Source organism: Micrococcus sp. 116 (genome assembly GCF_902506395.1).
In the GTDB taxonomy this organism is placed as follows: Bacteria; Actinomycetota; Actinomycetes; order Actinomycetales; family Micrococcaceae; genus Micrococcus; species Micrococcus luteus.
The window spans coordinates 2,398,209-2,417,952 of the sequence record NZ_LR732370.1; the positions used below are offsets into that span (position 1 = coordinate 2,398,209).

At 73.0% G+C, this 19,744-nt stretch carries 14 protein-coding genes; 12 read left to right on the forward strand and 2 right to left on the reverse strand.

All coding sequences use genetic code 11. The features are described 5' to 3' along the window. Positions 1–2,715 precede the first annotated feature (2,715 nt). The 10 genes from CITRIK5_RS11245 to CITRIK5_RS11290 all read left to right on the forward strand — a co-directional run bounded on the left by CITRIK5_RS11245 (position 2,716) and on the right by CITRIK5_RS11290 (position 16,911). On the forward strand, positions 2,716–3,975 hold the full coding sequence (locus tag CITRIK5_RS11245; protein WP_049147082.1) for a beta-ketoacyl synthase: 1,260 nt from the start codon (positions 2,716–2,718) through the stop codon (positions 3,973–3,975). Continuing rightward, complete coding sequence (locus tag CITRIK5_RS11250; protein WP_049147084.1) at positions 3,972–5,609, forward strand: thiamine pyrophosphate-binding protein; 1,638 nt, start codon at positions 3,972–3,974, stop codon at positions 5,607–5,609. Before CITRIK5_RS11245 ends, CITRIK5_RS11250 begins: the two co-directional genes overlap by 4 nt. Then, on the forward strand, positions 5,606–8,185 hold the full coding sequence (locus CITRIK5_RS11255; RefSeq protein WP_159833652.1) for a phosphotransferase: 2,580 nt from the start codon (positions 5,606–5,608) through the stop codon (positions 8,183–8,185). Before CITRIK5_RS11250 ends, CITRIK5_RS11255 begins: the two co-directional genes overlap by 4 nt. After that, positions 8,182–8,811 (forward strand): GNAT family N-acetyltransferase, encoded by a 630-nt coding sequence (locus CITRIK5_RS11260; protein ID WP_159833654.1) that lies wholly within the window; start codon positions 8,182–8,184, stop codon positions 8,809–8,811. Before CITRIK5_RS11255 ends, CITRIK5_RS11260 begins: the two co-directional genes overlap by 4 nt. Before the next feature lie 604 nt (positions 8,812–9,415). Beyond that, a complete protein-coding gene (locus CITRIK5_RS11265) occupies positions 9,416–12,088 on the forward strand; it encodes a S41 family peptidase (RefSeq protein WP_049146753.1) in 2,673 nt (890 codons plus the stop codon). Beyond that, the gene (locus CITRIK5_RS11270; protein WP_159833656.1) at positions 12,057–12,758 is read left to right on the forward strand and encodes an ABC transporter ATP-binding protein; all 702 of its coding nucleotides are present in this window, start codon (positions 12,057–12,059) and stop codon (positions 12,756–12,758) included. Before CITRIK5_RS11265 ends, CITRIK5_RS11270 begins: the two co-directional genes overlap by 32 nt. Then, complete coding sequence (locus tag CITRIK5_RS11275) at positions 12,758–14,029, forward strand: ABC transporter permease (RefSeq protein ID WP_049146757.1); 1,272 nt, start codon at positions 12,758–12,760, stop codon at positions 14,027–14,029. Before CITRIK5_RS11270 ends, CITRIK5_RS11275 begins: the two co-directional genes overlap by 1 nt. Continuing rightward, on the forward strand, positions 14,029–14,637 hold the full coding sequence (locus tag CITRIK5_RS11280) for a flavoprotein (RefSeq protein ID WP_159833658.1): 609 nt from the start codon (positions 14,029–14,031) through the stop codon (positions 14,635–14,637). The genes CITRIK5_RS11275 and CITRIK5_RS11280 overlap by 1 nt, the downstream gene beginning before the upstream one ends. A gap of 820 nt (positions 14,638–15,457) precedes the next feature. Further along, a complete protein-coding gene (locus CITRIK5_RS11285; RefSeq protein WP_223247498.1) occupies positions 15,458–16,168 on the forward strand; it encodes a Tat (twin-arginine translocation) pathway signal sequence in 711 nt (236 codons plus the stop codon). Continuing rightward, the gene (locus CITRIK5_RS11290) at positions 16,165–16,911 is read left to right on the forward strand and encodes a hypothetical protein (RefSeq protein WP_049147412.1); all 747 of its coding nucleotides are present in this window, start codon (positions 16,165–16,167) and stop codon (positions 16,909–16,911) included. Before CITRIK5_RS11285 ends, CITRIK5_RS11290 begins: the two co-directional genes overlap by 4 nt. A 63-nt stretch (positions 16,912–16,974) precedes the next feature. Here the strand turns inward: CITRIK5_RS11290 and CITRIK5_RS11295 are convergent, their stop codons facing one another. Together CITRIK5_RS11295 and CITRIK5_RS11300 are read right to left on the reverse strand one after the other, a co-directional pair. Continuing rightward, positions 16,975–17,355 carry a YtxH domain-containing protein gene (locus CITRIK5_RS11295; RefSeq protein WP_049148007.1) on the reverse strand — a complete coding sequence of 127 codons (381 nt, stop codon included), beginning with the start codon at positions 17,353–17,355 and terminating at the stop codon, positions 16,975–16,977. 106 nt (positions 17,356–17,461) lie between these two features. Then, entirely contained in the window at positions 17,462–17,938 is a 477-nt protein-coding gene (locus CITRIK5_RS11300) for a hypothetical protein (protein ID WP_233569921.1), read from the reverse strand. A 191-nt stretch (positions 17,939–18,129) separates the two neighbouring features. Between CITRIK5_RS11300 and CITRIK5_RS11305 the strand changes: the two genes are divergently transcribed. Both CITRIK5_RS11305 and CITRIK5_RS11310 read left to right on the forward strand, forming a co-directional pair. Further along, entirely contained in the window at positions 18,130–18,948 is an 819-nt protein-coding gene (locus CITRIK5_RS11305; RefSeq protein WP_049148008.1) for a DUF4397 domain-containing protein, read from the forward strand. Positions 18,949–19,255: 307 nt separating this feature from the next. Then, a complete protein-coding gene (locus CITRIK5_RS11310; protein ID WP_158604212.1) occupies positions 19,256–19,690 on the forward strand; it encodes a class F sortase in 435 nt (144 codons plus the stop codon). Positions 19,691–19,744: the final 54 nt, after the last annotated feature.

Consider the following 19,744-nt stretch of genomic DNA (forward strand, 5'->3'; position numbering starts at 1 on the left):
TTTCAAGCAGAAGACGGCATACGAGATGCTCAGGAGTCTCGTGGGCTCGGAGATGTGTATAGAGACAGCCCCCGATCTGGCCACGGGTCCCGCCGCCGCCCTGAGACTGGGATCCCTCGCCTGGCAGGGGACCCGCCTCGACGCCGTCGGGATCCAGACCGCCGTCGGCCACGTGATCGACGACCTGGCCGCGCGCGGCGTCGTCCCCGGAAGCACCGTCGTCCTGGAGTCCGATGACTCGGGCCGGACCGTCCTCGGGCTGCTCGCCCTGGCCGGCATGGACTGCTCCGTGGTGCTCACGGACCGGCTCGGCCGGGCCTTCGACGAGCCGGCCACCCGCGTCCCCGCCGAGACGGCTGTGGTGCTGCGCCAGACCGGCCCGGCCCAGGACGACCATCCGCCCACGCTGGACCTGCGCCCCGTGCTGACCGCGATCGAACGCGGCCGGCTCACCGCGCCACCGCACTCCCGTGCCGACTGGGCGGCGTGGTTCGCGAACCCCCGGGCACTCGGCGTGTTCAGTTCCGGCACCACCACCGGGGTGCCCACGCTGGTGTGGAAGACCGGCCCGCAGCTGGTCGAGAACGCCCTGGCCACGGCGCGGGCCCTGGACTACTCGGCCCAGGACGTCCTCCTTCCCCTGCTGCCCTTCTCCGGCCAGTACGGCTCCAGCGTCATCCTCATCGCCTGGGTGCTCGGCGCCGGCCTGGCCACGAGCCGCCGACACCGGGTGGGCGAGGCCCTGCGGATGGCCCAGCGCTGTGGCGTCACCGCCATGGACGCGCCTCCCCTGGTGTACCGGGCCATGGTGGAGGAGCTGCGCCGCCGCCCGGGTTCGGCCACCGCCGTGCAGGGCGTGCGACTGTTCGGCGTGGGAGGCGAGGGTGTCTCCGAGCTGCTTCTGCGGGACTTCCACGAAGAGACTGGCCGGGGCCTCGTGGATGGCTACGGCCTGACCCAGCTCGGGAACGTCGCCTTCGGCGAGCCCGCCGTACCCGGCGCCACCGCCGATCCGCTGCCCGTCCAACGCATCCTGCGGCCCCTGGACACCTTCCAGATCTCCGTCGTGGACGACGACGGCGTCCCCGTGGTCGACGGTGTCCCCGGCCGCATCCTGGTGGGACGCACCGACGGGAGGCCGATCACCGGCGAGGCCCTGTGGTTCGATACCGGGGACGTGGGCCACAGCGACGCCGGCGGCGTCGTGGTGGCCGGGCGCCAGGGCATGGCCCTGCGCAACGGCACGGTCATCCCGTTCACGTGGATCGAGGCGACGCTGGCCCGAGCCGGCATCGAGGCCTACGTTGTGGCCGCGGCCGGGGCCACCAGCACCCGCATCTGGCTCATGGTCCACGATCCCCTGCACCGCAGCCAAGACCACTGGCGGTCCCGGATCCTGCCGCTGCTGGACGAGAGCCTGCGGCCCGACGTCGTGCAGGTGATGGGAGCCCTGCCCGTGGACGAGAGCGGCAAGGTGAGCCGCCGGCGTCTGCAGGGGCTGGCCGCCGGACTGCAGAACGGCCGGGGCCGGCTGCGGCGAGATCGGCTCAGCGCCCTGGGTCGGCTGCGCTCGACGGTGCTGGCGCACCGACAGGTGCTCATGGGGCTGATCGAGGAGATGAGCGACCTTCCCACCGCGCAGCACGACTTCCGCGCCATGCTCAACGTGCTGGACATGGCCGAGGGGGAGCTGAACCTCTACTCCACCCCGGAGAGCGTCCCGGTGGACGTGTTCATGGCCCGCAACGCGATCCTGGAGTCCATCGCCCTCTACTGCCTCGTGCCCTCGCTGTGGGCCCGCCGCATCCGGGTGCGGCCGGCCACCGGCACGGAGGCCGTGGTCGAGCGGATCGTGGAGCTGCTGCGGGACGTCTGCCCGTCCCCGCTGTCCTTCCACCGGGAGGCCCAGCAGGATTTCGTCCGGCGTGTGGCCGCCGAACCCTCGATCGTCCTGTTCACCGGGCACCGCGCGAACGCCGAGGACGTGCTCTCCCGCCTCACCGGCCGGCACGTGCTGCTGTACTTCGGCCGCGGCGTGAACCCCGTCGTCGTCTTCCCGGACGCGGACCTGGAGCGGGCCAGTCAGGAGATCGTGTACTCCAGGCTGTACAACGGCGGGCAGGACTGCCTGGCCCCGGACATCGTCCTCGTCCACGAGGACGTCGCCGACCGACTCGAGGCGCTGCTGTCCCGGGACGCCGCGGAGTACGTGGAGACCAACGGCGGCCGACTTGCTCCGCTGGCCAAGGATTCGGACCTGCTGAACGCGGTCGCCTACCTCACCGCCAACGCGAGAGGGCTGGTCAGCGGCGGTGCGATGCGCTTCGAGCATCGGACCTTTGACCCGGCCGTCGTGAGGGTCTCCGGCGAGGCCCGCCGCTGCCCGCAGGAGCACTTCTCCCCGATCCTGTCCACCGCCACCTTCGCGGACGAGGACGAGGCCCAGGCGCTGCTGCGCAGCGAGCACTATCGGGAGAACGGTTTCGGCACCGCGATCTACGGCGGCACGGAATCCTTCGCGCGGGCCATGACGCACATCGGGATCACCGCGTGGGGGCAGTCGCTCGTGACGGCCATCCCCCCGTTCGAACCCTTCGGCGGCTACGGCGTCGAGTCCGGGTTCATCCATCACGGGGGTCGCCGGATCCTCGGACCGATCAACATCACCCAGGCCGCCGTCCGCTACGGCGCGTCGCTGAAGGCAGGAGAGCAGGCATGAGTCCGCACCGCAGAGAACATCGGGCCGTCGTGACCGGCCTGGGCGCCGTGACCCCGCTGGCGCTCGGCGCCGAGCAGACATGGGAGGCCGTCCGTGCCGGCCGCAGCGGCATCCGCGCACTGCCGGACGAGTTCGCGGACCACACGGTGCGGATCGGCGGGCTCGTCGACGACGACCAGGTGGACGCCCTCGTGACCCACACCGAACGCAAGCGGCTGAGTCGCTCCTGCCTGTACGGGCTGCTCGCCGCGCGGGAGGCCGTAACCTCCGCGGGCCTGACCCCGGGGGAGCAGTGGCCGGTCGAGCTGGACCGGTTCGTGATCCTCTCCGCCACCGGCTACGGCCCCACAGAGGTGCTGCATGACGGCACGCGGACCCTGGACTCCCGGGGCCACCGGGCAGTCTCCCCCTACCTGTCCATCTTCGGCGCCACGGACGCCGTGAGCTCGTACCTCAGCGTCGAGTGGGGCACGCGGGGCGCCAACCAGGGTGTGTCGGCGGCGTGCGCCAGCGGCACCGTGGGCCTCGGGGAGGGGCTGCGGCTGATCCGTCACGGGTACGCGGACGCCGTGCTGGTGGTCGGTTCCGAGAACGCCGTCACCCCCCAGGACATGGCCTCCACCGCCAACATGCGGGCCCTGGCCAGCACGTTCAACGACGATCCGCAGCGTGCATCCCGTCCGTTCGACCGGGACCGCGCGGGCTTCGTGATGGCCGCCGGCGGCGCGGCGATCCTCCTGGAATCGGAGGAGAGCGCCCGCGCTCGCGGGGCGGACGCCTCGACCGTGCTCTCCGGCTACGGGGTGACCTCCGACGCGCACCACGCCACCGCCCCGCACCCGGACGGTGCCGGCGCCCGCCGGGCCATGGCCCTCGCCCTGGCCGACGCCGGCCTGGCGCCGGAGGCTGTGGACTACGTCAACGCCCACGGCACGAGCACCGAGTACAACGACCGCACGGAACTGGCCGCCCTGGACCACGTACTCGGCGAGCACGCCCGCCGCGTCCCGATCAGCTCGACGAAGTCGATGACCGGCCACATGATCGGCGCCGCCGGGGTGGTGGAGGCCATGTTCTGCGTCCAGGCGATGCGGGACGGGGTGGTCCCGCCCACCATCAACCTGGACGACCCCGAGTTCCCGGAGTTCGACCTGGTCCCGCACCGTTCCCGCCCGGCGCAGCTCACCGCGGCCTTGTCCAACTCCTTCGGCTTCGGCGGTCACAACGCGAGCGTGATCCTGGAGCGTGCGGCATGACCACGACGACGATGCCCCGCCACGAGGTGACGAACGTGGACGTCGGCGCACCCGCCTCGTCCGACGGCGGCTGGTCGGCGGCCGTCACAGCCCTCGCCCGGGCAGGCGTCACGGACGTCTACGGGCTTCCCGACGACGACATGCGGGCCATGGCGGCCCTCGAGACGGCCGGATTGCGGCTGCACCGGACGGTGCGTCAGGCCTCGGCCATGCACATGGCCGCCGGTCATGCGGCCGTCGCCGGAGGGGTGGGGGCCTGCGTGATCGGCCGCGGCCCCGCGGTCGCGGCCGCCGTGCCGGGTCTGCTCGAGATCTGGGAGGCCGGGCGCCCGCTGGTGGTGCTCGCCGCCGGCACCGCCACTCGACTGCGGGGGACCGGGGCCTTCCAGGACGCGCCGACCCTCGAGATGGTCACACCTGTGACCAAGCGTGCGCTGCGCGTGGAGGACCCCGCAGAGGCCGGACGCGTGGTGGCCGCGGCCGTGGAGCTCGCACAGACGGCCCCGGCCGGCCCCGTCTACGTGGAGCTGCCCGACCCCGATCCGACACCGGGCACCGCCGAGCGCCCGGCCTTCCGGCGGACGGACCTGACCGGCCTGCAGGCAGCACTGCAGGAGGCCGAGCGCCCGCTGCTGCTGCTCGGCTCCGGTGCGCGGTCCTGCGCTCAGACGTCGCTGGTCGGGTTGGCCGCGGACCTGGGCGCCGGCGTCTTGGTGACCGCCTCCGGGCGGGGCTCCTTCCCCGAGGACCACCCCGCCTTCCTCGGCCTGAGCGGGCTCTACTTGATGCCCGAGGTCGCCGAGGCCGTGCGCGAGGCGGACACGGTGCTGGCCGTGGGCAGCCGTCTGGAGGAGACCGCCCTGGCGGGCATGCCCACCGGCGCGTCGACCCGGTGGCTGCAGGTGAACCTCGCCTCCGAACACCTGGTCCCTCGGCTGGCGGGCCTGGGCGTGGTGGCCGACGTCGCCGAGGTGGCGGCGCTGCGGCCGGCCAGCGGTGCCTCCGCCGCGTGGGCGGAACAGCTGTGCCAGGCGCGGGCGAAGGCCTTCGAAGCCCTGCAGCGAGAGGTGGACTCGCGCGCCGCCCAGGTGCTCCTGCACCTGACCGAGGCCCTGCCCGCAGGGTCCGTCACGGTGCATGAGAACGGTCTGCACGACATCTGGTCCTACTCCTTCCCGCACCTGCAGCTGCCGCAGGGCGGCACGTCCCTGGCCCTGTCCGAGCAGACCACGCTGGGCGGCTCCGTGGCCGCGGCCGCCGGGGCCGCCCGGGCCGGGGCACCGCTGACGGTGTGTCTCACGGGGGACACGGCCATGAGCACGCTCCTGCCGGACCTGCAGGCGGTGCTCGGCGAGCCCCTGCCGCTGCTCTACGTGGTGTTCGACGACGGCGGGATGGGCTGGCTGGACCGCGAGGCGCAGGAGGCCGGGGTCGCGCAGCGCTTCGTGACCACCCCCGCCCTGCCGCGGTGGACGGCCGGGCACGCGGTCGTCGTCGCCGACGACGTCCGACTGCTCGGCCCGGCGACGGTCATGGCCGTCGAACGGGCCCTCGCGGGGCGGCCCACCGTGATGTGGGTGCCCGTCGACGACTGGGACATCGCCCCCCAGCTGCGGACCCAGGAGGCACTGTGAACGACGTCGACGTCTTCCTGCGGCCGGGGTCGCGCTACTTCGAGCAGGCACGGTTCCTGCCCGCGGAGGAGCAGCGGTTCTGCTTCGACAGGGACCCCCTGCCCGCGGGGTGGACGCGGTCCCATCCGGGTCGCACGCCGTGGACCGTGCTCAGCGGCCCGGAACCCCTGCCCGAGGCGGGCTGGAAGGTCCATGTGGCCGCCCGCCTGGACGACGCGGACGAGACCCTCACCCTCGCCGCTCGGGTGCTGCTGGAACTCGGCATCCCCTTCAAGTACATGCCCGCCCGCAACATCCTGCACATGATGGAGCGCAAGTACGCGCCGCGGTCCAGCTCCGGGAAGTTCATCACGGCCTACCCGGGGGATGCAGAGCGGACGGACGCCCTCATCCGTGGACTCACCCCGTTGCTGGCCTACCGCCCGGCGGCGGTGCCGGTGGCGGACGTGCCGATTCCCGGCACCCCCATGGGGGCCCGGTACGGCGCCTTCCGGGAGCACTGGATCGTCGACTCCTCCGGGCTCGACGTCCTGGCGGTGCGTGACCCGAACGGGCGGCTGCGCCCGGACATCCGCAACCGGCGGATCGCCGCCCCGGACGGTGTGGCGATGCCGCAGACCGTCGTCGATGCCCTCGCCGAGCATGAGCGGACCGCCGGTGAGCGGATCCTGCCGTACACCGTCACCCGTGCCCTGCACCGGTCCAACGGTGGTGGCGTGTACGACGCGCTCACCCCGCAGGGACGGCGGGTCGTGCTCAAGGAGGGGCGCCGCCACACCGGACTCGGCCTGGACGGGCGCGACGCCGTCGCCTCCCTCGCCGACGAGTCCCGGGCCCTGCGCGCGCTGGCAGGTGTCCCTGGCGTCCCGGAACATGTGGCCGACCACGATCTCAGTGACCGCGCCTACCTCGTCATGGAGTACCGCGAGGGCGCACGGGCCACGGAGTTCCTGGCCCGGCACCACCCCGGGATGCGCGGCGACGCCGGCTCGCAGGCATGGGCGGACTACGCCGCGCGCGTGTGCCGGATCATCGCCTCGTTGCGGCAGACCGTCGGGCGGCTCCATGAACGCGGCTGGAGCTTCGGCGACCTGCACCCGGGCAACGTTCTGATCGGCGAGGACGACTCGGTCAGCCTCATCGACTTCGAGACGGCCTCGGACGACCCCGCCGCATCCGGCGACCGCTTCACCGTCGCCCCCGGTTTCCGCCTGCCCACCATGGACGCCCGAGAGGCCGACATGCGGCGGGTGGACCTCATCCACTTGTGGGCCCTGTGCCCGGACAACGCGTTCTGGGAGTTCTCCGACGACGTCCTGGCTGAGCGGGTCCACAGCGTGCGGCACCTGTTGCCCCAGGACACCGTCGCCGCGCTGACGGCGACCGCCTGCGCGGGGTTCTCCCGGCAGCGATGGGGCGCCGTCGTCACCGCCCCGCAGGGCCCCGACCGCGACCTCCTGGACAGGGCCGGCCACACCCTCGCCGACGCCGTCCGGGCCTGGATGTATGACGACGACGGCCCCTCGCCCGTCGATGCCGGGGACGTGCCGTGGTCCCTGGGCGGCGGCATGGCCGGGCTGCTGTGGGTGGCCACCCCGTGGCTTGGAGCCGACGTCGACCCCGCCCTGGACCGCCTGACCCGGGTCACGCTCAGCTCGCCGCGGGCCCGGCCCGGTCTGTTCACCGGCCGCGCCGGCGTGGCACTCGTGCTGGGTGAGCTCGGCCGGTCGGAGGAGGCTGCCGCCGTGCTCGACCGTGCCCGGGCGGACGCCTCCGGTGTGACCGCGCCGGGTCTGGAGTCCGGGTCGGCGGGCCTGGCATGGGCGGCCCTGTCTGCGGGCCGGTTCGAGGAGGCCTTCGACCTCACCGACCGGGCCCTGCGGGCGACGGAGGCGGGCCGCGCCGGACGGGGTCTGCTGGAGGGGCCGAGCGGTGTGGCGCTGATGGGTGCCCGGCTGGCCCGGCTCACCGGGGACGATCACTGGCTCGATCGAGCACGGGGCGCCCTGGGCCTGGACCTGGAGCGGCTGGTGCCTCGCGCCGACGGCACGGTTCTGCTGGACCGGGGCAACCTCAAGCACCAGCCCGATCTGGGCTACGGGTCCCTCGGAGTCGCATTGGCGGCCATGCATCTGCACCGGCTGGCACCGAGCGCGAAGCTGGCGGGCCTCGTCGCCGCCGGCGGCCGCACCTGCCTGGCAGCCCTCTGGGCGACCCAGGGCCTGTGGCGGGGCAGGACGGGGGCGCTGGCCTTCCTGGCCGAGCGCGGCCCGGACCGGACGGCGCGGGAGGAGGAGCTCCTGGTCGCCAATCTGGCCGGGCTGCGCCGGTACATCGTCCTCGCCGACGGCCGGCCCCACCTGCCCGGGCACCTGCACCTGCGCTTCTCCCACTCCCTCGGCTCCGGCCTGGCCGGTGCTGTGCGGGTCCTGGCGCGTCTGCAGGACCCGGCCCTGCCCCTGCTGCCGGGGCTGGACTCGCTGACCACGGCGACGACGTTGGCCGGCCCCCGGCTGTCGGTCGTCGCAGATACCCACGACATCACCATCGAGAACGAAGAGGAGATCGCATCATGAGCCAGGACACGCTGTATCTGCGAGAGCTGGAGGAGTCGGACATCCCCGAGATCCTCAGTTGGTTCGACGGGGAGGCCGGCCGGCTGGCCCACGGCATGCAGGGCCGCATCACGGCCGAGGCCTTGCGGCCGGACCCCGCCGCCCACCGTGGGGTGAGGGTCGGCGTGGTGCCGGACGAGGGCCTGGCCGGCGTCTTCAACTGGGTCGAGACCCCCGGCACCGGCAGCTTTTTCATCGGCATCGTGGTGCCGCCGAACCGGGTCGGCACCGGATACGGGGCCATGGTCGTGGAACTGGGGATCGGACTGCTGTTCGACCAGATGCGCGCGCATCGGGTGGAGCTACGCGCGGCCACGTACAACCGGCACGTCATGGGCATGCTCCGGGCCGGTTTCCTCACCTTGGAGGGGATTCTGCGGGACGTCGTCTTCGTGGACGGGCGCTACGAATCCGTCGTGGTGGCCAGCATGCTCGAGTCCGAATACCGCGCACTTCTGGCCAGCGGCCGCATGCTCCCCGGCGAACGGTGCGTTTCCGAGGAGGACCTCAAGCGCGCCCACCGGACGCTGTCCCATGTACTGACCTCGCCGCGCGTGTCCACCGCCTGGGCCGAGACGGCCGCCTGAGTGCGTCCGAACTGCCCCATAGATCATCTCGGATATGCACCAAAGTAGATGGTGAGGCCCCGGAAAGCGCGACATGATGAAAGTGTTCAGACGGAGAGGTCAACCTCAACGATCTGCGCAGAGAACGTCTATTAGGAGCGATGAGAAAGAAAGGAGGGGGGCATGAACATCGAGTTCATCGACGAGATCGAGGTGGTCGAGGTGGCCGGCGATCAGACCGTCGCGTCCTTCGAGTCCAGCTACTGCTGAGGAGGGGTCGCCTGACCTGTACCGACGAGACATTCAGAAAGGAGGGGGGCCATGAACATCGAGTTCATCGACGAGATCGAGGTGGTCGAGGTGGCCGGCGATCAGACCGTCGCCTCCTTCACCTCCAGCGGCTGCTGAGCCTTCACGGAGACAGCAGACACGAGGGCCGGCCCGGATCCACAGGATCCGGGCCGGCCTTCTTTCGTGTGGGCGCAGATGTGTACTTCCGGCCATCGCCCGGCGTCCGGTGGCCGTCGAGACTGAAGAACACGGCCGCTCGCCGCGGACCTTGACACGCAGGACGGCCCTGAACCCGCGGGCCGCGGGCGCATCCACAAGAAGAAGGGGGGCACCCATGGGCGAGACCTACCTGGCACGGCCCTCAGCCGCCGGACACGTGACCGTGGCCCGCGCGGCCGGAGCCCTCTGGGCTCTCGACGCCATGGCCGACGCTCCGGTCCCGGCCTGGGTGGCACTGCCTCCCGGCGCCGTCGTCCACGATGTGCTGGGCCATCCGACGCGACCCCTGATCGCCGTCGTCGAGGAGCAGGATGCCGAGGGCGGGGCCCAGCGGGTGCGGGTCCTCACCGCCGACGGCCCCGAGGGCGGGGCCGTGGTGCACCGTGCGGCCGGTGCCGTGCGGTTGTGCGGCTGGTGGGCCGACGACGTCCTCCTGCTCACCCACGGCACCGGTGCCGGCCACCGGCCAGCGCAGCTGCTTCTGTGCCCGATCGCCGACACGCCCGGCCCGGCGGCGGAGGCGACCCGTCACACGGCTCCGACCGGCATCGCCTGGGCCGACCACGCCTCGGACGGGCGCATCGTGATGACCAGCTTCGGGCCACGCCCCGTGGCCTGGGCGGGACACCGCGGCGGCGGCGCGGGCCGTGTGATGGTCCACGACCCCGCCACCGGATCGACCCGCTGGCTTCCCGGGACGGGGAACGCGGCCGACGCGGTCGTGCTCGGGGACCGGGTCTACTGGCTGGACGACCTCTGCGGCCCGGTGGACGTCTACACCCTGCCCATCGACGCCGGCCCGGAGGAACGCCCCCGACGGGTCACCCACCTCACCGGCGTCGGGGCCACCAGCCTGCGCCGCGGCCCCGGGCACCTGATCCTGGGGAGCCTCGGCCGGGCCTGGAGCCTCCTTCCTGCGGAGGACGGCCGACTGGCCGAACCGATCGAGATCCCGACAGGCGAGGGCGTCGTCGTCCCGGCCGGTCACCGGCGCCGGGTGTCGCGACCGGCGGCCCCAGCCGTCGACCGCGTGGTCATCGCGCCGAATGGGCCGGTCGCCGTCGTCGGTGAGGGACGCGTGCGCACCCTGGACGGTGAATGGAGCACGCGGCGCGCCTCGGGCCAGGGGTGGATCGTGGACGCGGCGTGGGACGGGGCCGGGGGGTTGCTGACTCTGGAGCATCACGACGACCGGCTGCTCGTGGTCGGCCCCTCGCCGGCCGATCCGGTCTGGACCGTGGCGCTGGGCGCCGCGGCCGCGGGAGCCGACGCACTCACGCACGCGGGCGGGACCACCGTCGTCGCCGGCGAGCGGCTCGGCGTGCACGTGCATGCCTCGAATGCAGGCCCCCGCCGGATCGACCCCGACGCCGCGCACCGCCGCTCCCGGCCGGTCGTCTCCCCGGACGGTGCGCACGTGGCCTGGACCGAGGAAATCGACCTGCAGGGCGGACGCCTCGTCCTGCATGATGTGCGGTCCGCAGCGACCGCCGTCCTCGCCCCGGCCGGTGTGCACCTGACCGGCCCGGTCTTCACCGCCGACGGCGGCCTGGTCCTGCTCGCTCGGCCGGTGAGCGCCATCGCGGGCACCGCCGTGCCGCTCGAGCCCGGCCGTGTGCTCGGGGTGGACCCCGGCCTGCTCCTGACGGAGGAGGGTGCGCCTGCCGTCCGTGAGCTGTGGCGGGCGCCGGTGCCGTTGCATGAGCTGGCGCTCGTCGACGGCCGGCCCTGGGCCCGGCTCGCCGGCGGGCGGTGGCGGCCCGTGCACGGCCCCGCCGATGTCACGGGCCTGGCGGGCGCGCCCGTGCCCGGTTCCTCGGCGCCGGCCACGCAGACGGACACAGGTGCGCTGCAGATCCTCGAGAGGGGCGGGCGGACGCGCACGCTGACCCCACCGGCTGCGGGCCCCGATCCCCTGCGTGCCACGGCTGAGACCATCCGTCAGGTGCGCGCCGTCCGGGCGTCACTGGCCGGGGACGCGAGCGCGGACACGGGCTGGGAGGAACAGGTCCGGGCGGCGGCGCGCCACGTCCAGGACGACGCCGACCTCGTCGACGTCCTCACCGCCGCCGTCGGCCGCACCGGGATCTCCCACTCCGCGGTGCTCGGCCCCGGCACGCCGCTCACCCCCGATCCCGCCGAGGCACTCACCCGGAGGATGGCCGCACAGCTTCCCCCGGAGGCCAGCACCGTGGTGCTGCGGGACGTGTCGGTGCGCGGATGGGGTCAGGTCATGCACCTGATCCGCACGTGGCGCGGAACCGGTCCCCTCGTCCTGGACCTGCGGTTCAACGAAGGCGGGCAGTTCGCCGACGCGCTCGCGGCCGTACTCCTGCCGTTCCTGCGGCGTTCGGCCACCGCCGCCCCGGGGGACGGTGCCGCCCACCCCCTGCTCACGGGCCCGTGCACGACGGCGGTGCTGATCGGAGAGGGCACCGGCTCCGGTGGGGAGCACCTGGCCGCGCTCCTGCAGGGACTGCCCGGCGTCACTCTCTGGGGGCGGCGCACCGCAGGGGCCGGCACCGGTTTCCACCGCACCCGGTCGATCGGCGGCGGTCTGCGGATCGCCCTGCCGCAGTACCGGCTCGGCGGCGGACGGCGGGACCTCATCGAGAACACCGGCGTCGTGCCCGACGTCGAGGTGCCGGGGGATCACCTGGCCGGAGACGGATTCGACGACCACCTGTTGGAACTCGTCGCGCACTCGTTCCCGGGGACGGCGAACGTCGACCCCACCACACGAAAGGAGAGGGAAGATGACCGACTCATCGCTGCTCGAAGCCGTTGACCTGCGCCGAACCTTCGGCACCGGACAGGCTGCCTTCGAGGCTGTCAAGGGGGTGAGCCTGAAGATCGACGAGGCGGACACCGTGGCCATCGTGGGCCCCAGCGGCTCCGGCAAGTCCACGCTCATGCACATGCTGGCCGCCCTGGACTCCCCGTCCGGGGGCGATGTCCGGTACCGCGGCCGTTCGCTTGCCGACGCCTCGGAACGCCAGGTGGACGGCATCCGCAACTCCGAGTTCGGGTTTGTGTTCCAGCACTTCCACCTGGACGAGAGCGCCTCCGTGCTGGAGAACGTGGCCATCCCGCTGATGATCGCGGGTGGCCCGCCTCAGGAGCGGCGGCCCCGCGTGGTTCAGGCTCTGGAGCGCCTCGGCCTGGCTGATCGTGTGGATGAGCGGGCCGGTGCGCTCTCCGGCGGGCAGAAGCAGCGCGTCGCGCTGGCCCGCGCGATCGTCAACCGGCCCCGTGTGCTGTTCGCGGACGAGCCCACCGGTGCGCTGGACCAGGCCACCGGCGACTCGGTCACCCAGCTGCTCTTCGACCTCAACGAGACGGAAGGAATCACCCTCGTGATCGTCACCCACAGCTCCGAACTCGCCGAGCGATGCTCGCGGCAGCTGCGCATCGTCGACGGCCGCCTGACCGAACGGCCCGTGGGGGTGTCCCGCTGATGCGCATCCAGGATCTGCTCCGCAGCGCGTGGCGATCGGCGTGGCGCCGCCCCGCCCGGGCCCTGCTGACTGTGATCGCGATCGGCATCGGCGCCTTCACCTTCGCCATCACCAGCGCCCTCGGCACCGGGGTCAACGAGTACATCGACTCCCAGACCCGATCCGTCGGCGCCACGGACACCGTCCAGGTCTCCAAGACCAGCCCCATGTCCTTCCTGAACGAGCGGATGGAACCGTACGACCCGTCCATGGCCGAAGCCGGGGTCCAGGAGTCCGCCAGCGGAATCCTCACCACCGAGGAGGTGCAGTCCGTGCGGGATGCGGTGGGCGACGAGGCCACGGTCACCGCCAGCAGGCCGGTCAACCCGCTCTATTTCCAGCACGAGGGTTCCGAGCAGTACAGGTTCATCTACAACGGGAACTGGCCGGGGAAGACCGCCAATCTCGCCGCAGGCGACCAGCTGACGGACGAGGGGGACGAGCCGCGGCTGATCATCCCCGAGTACGCCGTGGAACCGCTGGGTCTCGGGGACCCGCAATCCGCCGTCGGGAAGACCGTCACGGTGGGCGTGATGGGCGCGGACAGGCAGGTGCGCGAGCTGCGCGCCACCGTGTCCGGAGTCCAGGTGCGGTCCCTGATCGGCGGGAACCTGCCCTTCGGCAACCAGGCGTTCGGCAAGGAGCTCGAGCGGCTCACCGCGATCGGCCAGCCGCCCTCGGCGGAGGGCGTGGCGACCTATCTGTTCGTCTCCGGGACCGACGCCGACCGCGTGCGACAGGCGGTCCAGGACGACGGGTTCACTGTCTCGACCGCGGAGGACATCGTGGGCGACTACCAGTCCATCGTCAACGCCGTCCTGCTGCTTTTGAACGTGCTGGCGGCCATCGCGATCCTCGCCGCGATGTTCGGGATCGTGAACACCCTGCTGATGTCCGTCCAGGAGAAGACCCGGCACATCGGGATGCTCCGGGCCCTGGGGATGGCCCGCCGCTGGGTGTTCGCCTCCGTGGCCGTGGAGGCCCTCGTGCTCGGACTGATCGGCGCGGTGGGGGCCGTGCTGCTGGCCCTGCTGGTGGGGCTGGTCGTCGGCCCGTCACTGCCCGGCGCCATTGGGCTGGACCTGCCCGGGCTGACGCTGTTCCGCTTCGATCCGGTCTCGGTGCTGCTCATCGTGCTCGGCGTCCTCGTGGCAGCGACTCTTGCGGCCGTGCTGCCGGCGGTCCGCGCCGCCCGGCTCGAACCGATGGATGCGCTGCGGGAGGTGCGGTGATGGGTGCCGTTCGCCCGGTCCGGCTCGGCCTGCCCCGCGGCCACCTGCTCGTCGTCGTCACCGGCGCGCTCGCGGCACGTCGCGTCCCGGACCTCGTGGAGACCGTGCGCGGCTGGTACCCCGACGTCACGGTTCGCGTGCTCGTCACCGAGAACGCGCTGCGTTTCGTCACCCGCACGCTGCTGGAGGTCACCTCGCGTCAACCGGTGTACGGGCCGGGGTGGGAGGACGCACCCGGCCTGCCGGTGCCCCACCGTGAGCTGGCCGCCTGGGCGGACACGGTGCTCGTGTACCCGGCCTCCGGTGCCACGGTGGGCCGGTTGGCCGCGGGGATCGGAGACTCCCTCGCGTTGGCGACCGTCCAGGACGCCAGCTGCCCGGTGATCCTCGCCCCAGGGGTCGCCCCCGGCTTCGCCGCCCGCCGGATCCATCAGGACAACGTGGAGCGGCTGCGCCGGTCGGACTACGTGGTCCTGGACGGTGTGCCTGGCCGGGCCGCGAGCGACGGGACGGTCACCGCGAGCGCGCCCCCGCCGTTTCCGGAGCTGATGATGGCGATCGCCCGGGTCTCACACCGGGCACGGCCGCTGAAGGCGGCCGCCTCCTGAACCGGCGGCCTCAGCGGTTCACGGCGGCCAGGGGAGCAGGAGGACATGCCCGAGGCTTTCGCCGGCAAGGACGTGAAGCCGAGAAGGCCGCGAACGGCCCCTGCCGTTCGCCGCTCTAGCCGAGCTGAAGGGAGCCGGGCTGGGGCAGGTGGGCGTCCCGGCGTCCCGACGACGTCGCCGTTCGCCATCAGCGGGCCGGTCGGGCCACCAACGAAGGCGTCCTGGCTGACCTCCATCGTTCCGCCCATGAGTGCACCGACGGCCTCCGGCCCTCGGTGCACTCCGGAGAGCCGGTCCTCACCGGGCTGGTGCCACTCGACGCGCGGGTCCAGGGCGGCCATCGCCTGCTCCACCTCGCCGTCGGCGCGGCTCTGGAGATGGTTGCCGACGACCTCGGCGGCGGTGGGGGTGTCCCTGCTCAACTCTCCTGCAGGGGGTGGAAACGTGACCAGCCGTTGACCTTCCATGGTGTGCGGAGGGCTGCCGGTCACCTCAACGTGCCTACGAGGGGGCAGACGATCGTCACGAACCGTCCATGGAATCCGCTGCCGGCTGGCTGCCCGTCCCGCACCTCCGTGGCGCGTACCGCCACCACGTGGACGGCCCGGCGCCATCGCGCTGGCGAAGGGCCCGCTGCGGTGCGCCGCGGCGCGTGGAGGATGAGCTCACCGCCCCGGGGTGGGCTCTGGAGATCCCCCTGGCTGCGCTGGTGGTCTGGTCGGCAGCGCACCACGACGTCGTCCTGGCCTCGCGCGCCGGTAGGGTGACGCCAGTGGCCGCGGCGCCCTGCCTCGGCCGGCAGCAGCCCCAGGAGGAGAACATGCAGCGCAGACGTGCCGTCCGCGCGGCCGGGCTCGGCGTCGTGGGCGCCCTGGCCTTGGCCGGGTGCGGATCCGAGCCGCAGTCGGTGGGGGAGGCCTGGCATCAGGCCCGCACCCAGGTGGACGAGGCCGAGACCGTCCGACTCGAGACCGCCTACACCACGGGCCGTCAGGGCCCGCAGTCGGTCCGCTGGGACATCGCCGGTCGGCTCGACGGCGGTGACGCCGAGTCGAAGGGCGTCATGCAGGTCGGCCGGGACTCGCACATCACCATGGAGTCCCGCCAGGTCGGCGAGGACGTGTTCGTGCGGGTCGAGGTGGACGGGTCCGACGTCCCGGACGACGTCCAGCTGATGTACGCCGACCCGCAGTGGCGCCGTGTCTCGGCCGGTGAGGGGCAGGAGCCGCCCCTGAAGTCCCTCCTCGACCAGGTGGGCTTCCCCGCGGCGGACGCCCTCGATGGCGCCGAGGTGCGCGCCGAGGAGGTCGACTGGGACGGCGGCACGGCCTACCGCTATGCCGTGCCCGAGGAGGTCGCCGACGCGGCGATGGCCGAGGGCGACGCCACCCGGGTGCACTCCTTCACGGTGGACGACGACGGCGAGCTGGTCGCGCTCACCGTCGACGACGGCCGGGCCACCCAGCAGTACGCCCTGAGCGACTGGAACCAGATCGAGCCGGCCGAGGCGCCAGAGGAGGTGGCCGAGTGAGGCAGCGCCAGACCCAGACCCGCCGCACCCGACGCGGCCTGTCCCTCGCCGCCCTCGGGGCGGCCGCCCTGCTGCTGACCGGCTGCGCCTCGGGCGATGACGCCCCCGGCGCCTGGGACCGTGCCCGCACCCAGCTCGAGGAGGCCGACTCCGTCCGCATGGTCACCGAGCTGCGGTCCGAGGCCCCGAGCAACGGGCGCGCGGTCCCGGACTCGGTGGACATCTCCGGTCCCGTGGACGGCTCGTCCATGCGGTACGTGTCCGTGTACCAGGACGACGGCCTGATCACCCGAGACGAGTCCCGGATCGTGGACGGCACCGCGTACTCCCGGTTCACGGTGGAGCGCGCCGGCACGAGCGGTGAGGACCGCCCCGCCTATGTGGAGCGCTGGACCGCCACCCCGTACGAGAGCGATCCCAGCGCCACCGGCATGGGCGCGATGGTGAGCTCGCTGCTGGGCTCCCTGCCGGAGTCGGGCGGCCTGGACGACGTCGAGGCGGACGCGGACGGCATCCGCCGCAGCGGTCAGGATGCGATCCGCTACGTGCTGGACGAGCCCGTCTCGGGCCCGCAGGAGGGCGTGGAGCTGACCGCGTTCACGGTGTCCAAGGAGGACGGCCGCCTGCTCACCGTGGAGACCGAGTCCGCCGGCACGAAGGCGGTGGTGACCCTCTCCGAGATGGGCGGGGTGGATCCGGTGCAGGCCCCGCCGGCCGACGAGGTCCTGAAGCAGGACGGCTGACCCGGCCCACGGCGACGGCGGCCCGCCTCCCCTCGGGGAGGCGGGCCGCCGTGTCTGCGCGGGTCAGCGCGTCAGCGGACCCTCGTCACCCAGCGGGGTGGACGGGTCCGAGATGGTGTCCGGCTCGGCACCGTGGCGGGCCGCCGAGGTGATGTTGTCGTTGTTGGACTCGGTCACGCGGTCGTCGCGGACGTCGTTCTTCTTGTCGTTGCCCTGCATGGCATCCTCCACCTTCGTCGTGGCCTTCTGCACCGGATCGGACTTCTTCACCTCAGCGAACTTCTGCTGGGCGGACTCCTGGACCTGGCCGACCTTCTCCTGGGTCTTGGGGTCGTTCCAGAGCTTCTGGGCGTTCTGGGTCATCTTCTCGAGGTTCTTGCGGCCCTCGGCGGAGCCGAGCAGGTAGCCGAGTGCGGCGCCGAGGCCCAGGGTGATGAGGCGCATGGGTGGTCTCCTTCATGTGTCGGGACCGCGCCGACCCTCTTGGACGGGCCGGGCGGCGCGCTGGCGCGCTGTCCTGGGATCACTCTGGTCATCGGAGCCCGCCGCGTCAACGACTGAGGCGCACGGCCACGACGATGGCGAGCACCACTCCCGTGCCCGCGACGACGGCCGAGCCCGAGAGCACGGCGTCTCCCGCGTGCGTCGGGACGGGGTCGTTCTCGCCGGTGAGGAGGGCCTCTTCCCGGTCGAGCCCCTCGGCGGTGAGGGCCTCGCCGTCGACCGGCACCTGGTCGCCGCCGCGCAGCACCACGACGTCGTCCTGCACGATGTCGGCCCCGCGCACCGGGACGCGATCGCCGTCGCGGGGCACGATCGCGTCGTCCTGGTGAAGGAGGGCGATGCAGTCCAGTGTGCGCTTGGCCGAGTACCCCTGGACGACGCCGATGACGACGTTGGCCACCGCCGCGAGGCTGCGCACGGTGTCCCGCGGCTGGACGCTCGTCAGGCCGGCGGCCGTCCGCTCGGCGACCTCGACGGCGCCCAGGCCGCGGGGCGGGGAGGCTCGCGGGAGGGGTGTGTACACGATGAATCCACGGGGCGGACCTTCTTCAATTCCGACGAGCCCCCGAAACACGACGAGCCCCACTGCGCAGGGCGCGTGATCGGAGGGGGAGGAAAATCCTCTGCAACGGATCGGTCGCGGCGTCGGTAGTCCTGGTGTGAGCGCATTCGGCGCCTCGCCCCGCAGGACCCTCGACGAACAGGAACGACACCATGCGCAAGTCTCTCCCGGCCGCCGTCACCACCGCCCTCGGCATCGCCGTCCTCGCCCCCCTGTCCGCCGCCGCCATGGACGCCCCGTCCGGCGCCGAGCTCTCCGTGCTGCACGCCGTGCCCGCGACCCCCGTGGACGTCTACGTCAACGGTGCCCTCACCCTGGACGACTTCGAGCCCGGCGACCTCGCCGGTCCCCTGGAGCTCGCCGCCGGCGACTACGAGGTCGCCATCACCGCCGCGGACGCCATGGATGACTCCGCCCCGATCCTCGGTCCCGTCACCCTCACCCTCGCCGACGGCGGCGACTACACCGCCGCCGCCCACCTCGACGCCGCCGGCACGCCCACGGTGACCGCGTTCGAGAACGACACGAGCGCCGTCGCCGCCGGCGAGGGCCGCCTCACCGTGCGTCACATCGCCGCCGCCCCGGCCGTGGACGTCTGGGCCGGCGAGGACGTCGTCGTGCCCGGCCTGGAGAACCCGGACGAGGCCTCCCTCGAGGTGCCCGCCGGCACCGTCTCCGCCGCCGTGTCCGTGGCCGGCACCACCGACCCCGTGATCGGCCCCGCCGACGTCGAGGTCAAGGACGGCGTCACCACGATCGCCTACGCCTGGGGCTCCGCCGCCGACGGCACCCTCGCGCTGGCCACCCAGGAGGTCGCCGCCGACCACAGCGCGCCGGGCTCCGTCCCCGCGGGCATCGACGTCGCCCCCGCCCAGGACTCCACCGGGATGCTGGCCGCCGTCGGCGCCGGTGCGGCCGCCCTGGTCGCCGGCGCCGTCCTCATGGCCCGCCGCCGGGCGGCCCGTGCGTGATGAGTCCTGCGGGCGGGGTCCGTCCCGCCCGGAGATGGGGACCGTCGGCCGTGTGCCGGCGGTCCTCGCCCTCGCCGCCGTCGTCCTCACCGGCTGCGCGCCGTCGGCGGCGGTCTCCTCCCTCCCGTCCGAGCAGGGGCGGGGCTCCGTCGTCGCGATGACGCCGGGCCCCGCGGCGGGGACGGGAACCCCACCGGCCGCAACCCCCTCCGCGGCTCCGGCCGCCCCCGGGCGGACGCCGCCGTCGGGGATCGCCGTCCGGCGCGCCACCCAGAGCCCATCGGACGACGCCAGGATCCCCGTGCGCGTGGACTATCCGGCCATCGGGGCCACGCTGAGCGTGGTCTCGGTCGGGGTCACGGAAGACGGGGCGATGGAGCTGCCCGACGACAGCTCCGTCGGCGGCTGGTACCGCCACGGCTCGGCCCCCGGGGATCCTGAGGGGACGGCGGTGATCGCCTCCCATTCGGGTTCACCGCGCAATCCCGTGGGGGCCCTCTACGGGCTGCGGCAGGCCGCGGTCGGCGACGAGGTCACCGTCACGGATGCGGCGGGGACCGCCCGGCGCTATCGGGTGGCCTCCACCCAGAGTCTGGGGAAGGGCGAGCTGGACCTGTCCCCGTACTTCCGCCGGGACGGCGCCGCCGAGCTCGTCCTCATCACCTGCGGCGGCGAATGGCTGCCGGACGAGCGGGACTACACGGAGAACATCGTGACCATCGCCACTCCCGTCGAGGGCTGACCGGTAGCCTGTCGGAAGGTCTGGCCTGAATCGGGCCGCGCCGCGCCGACGCAG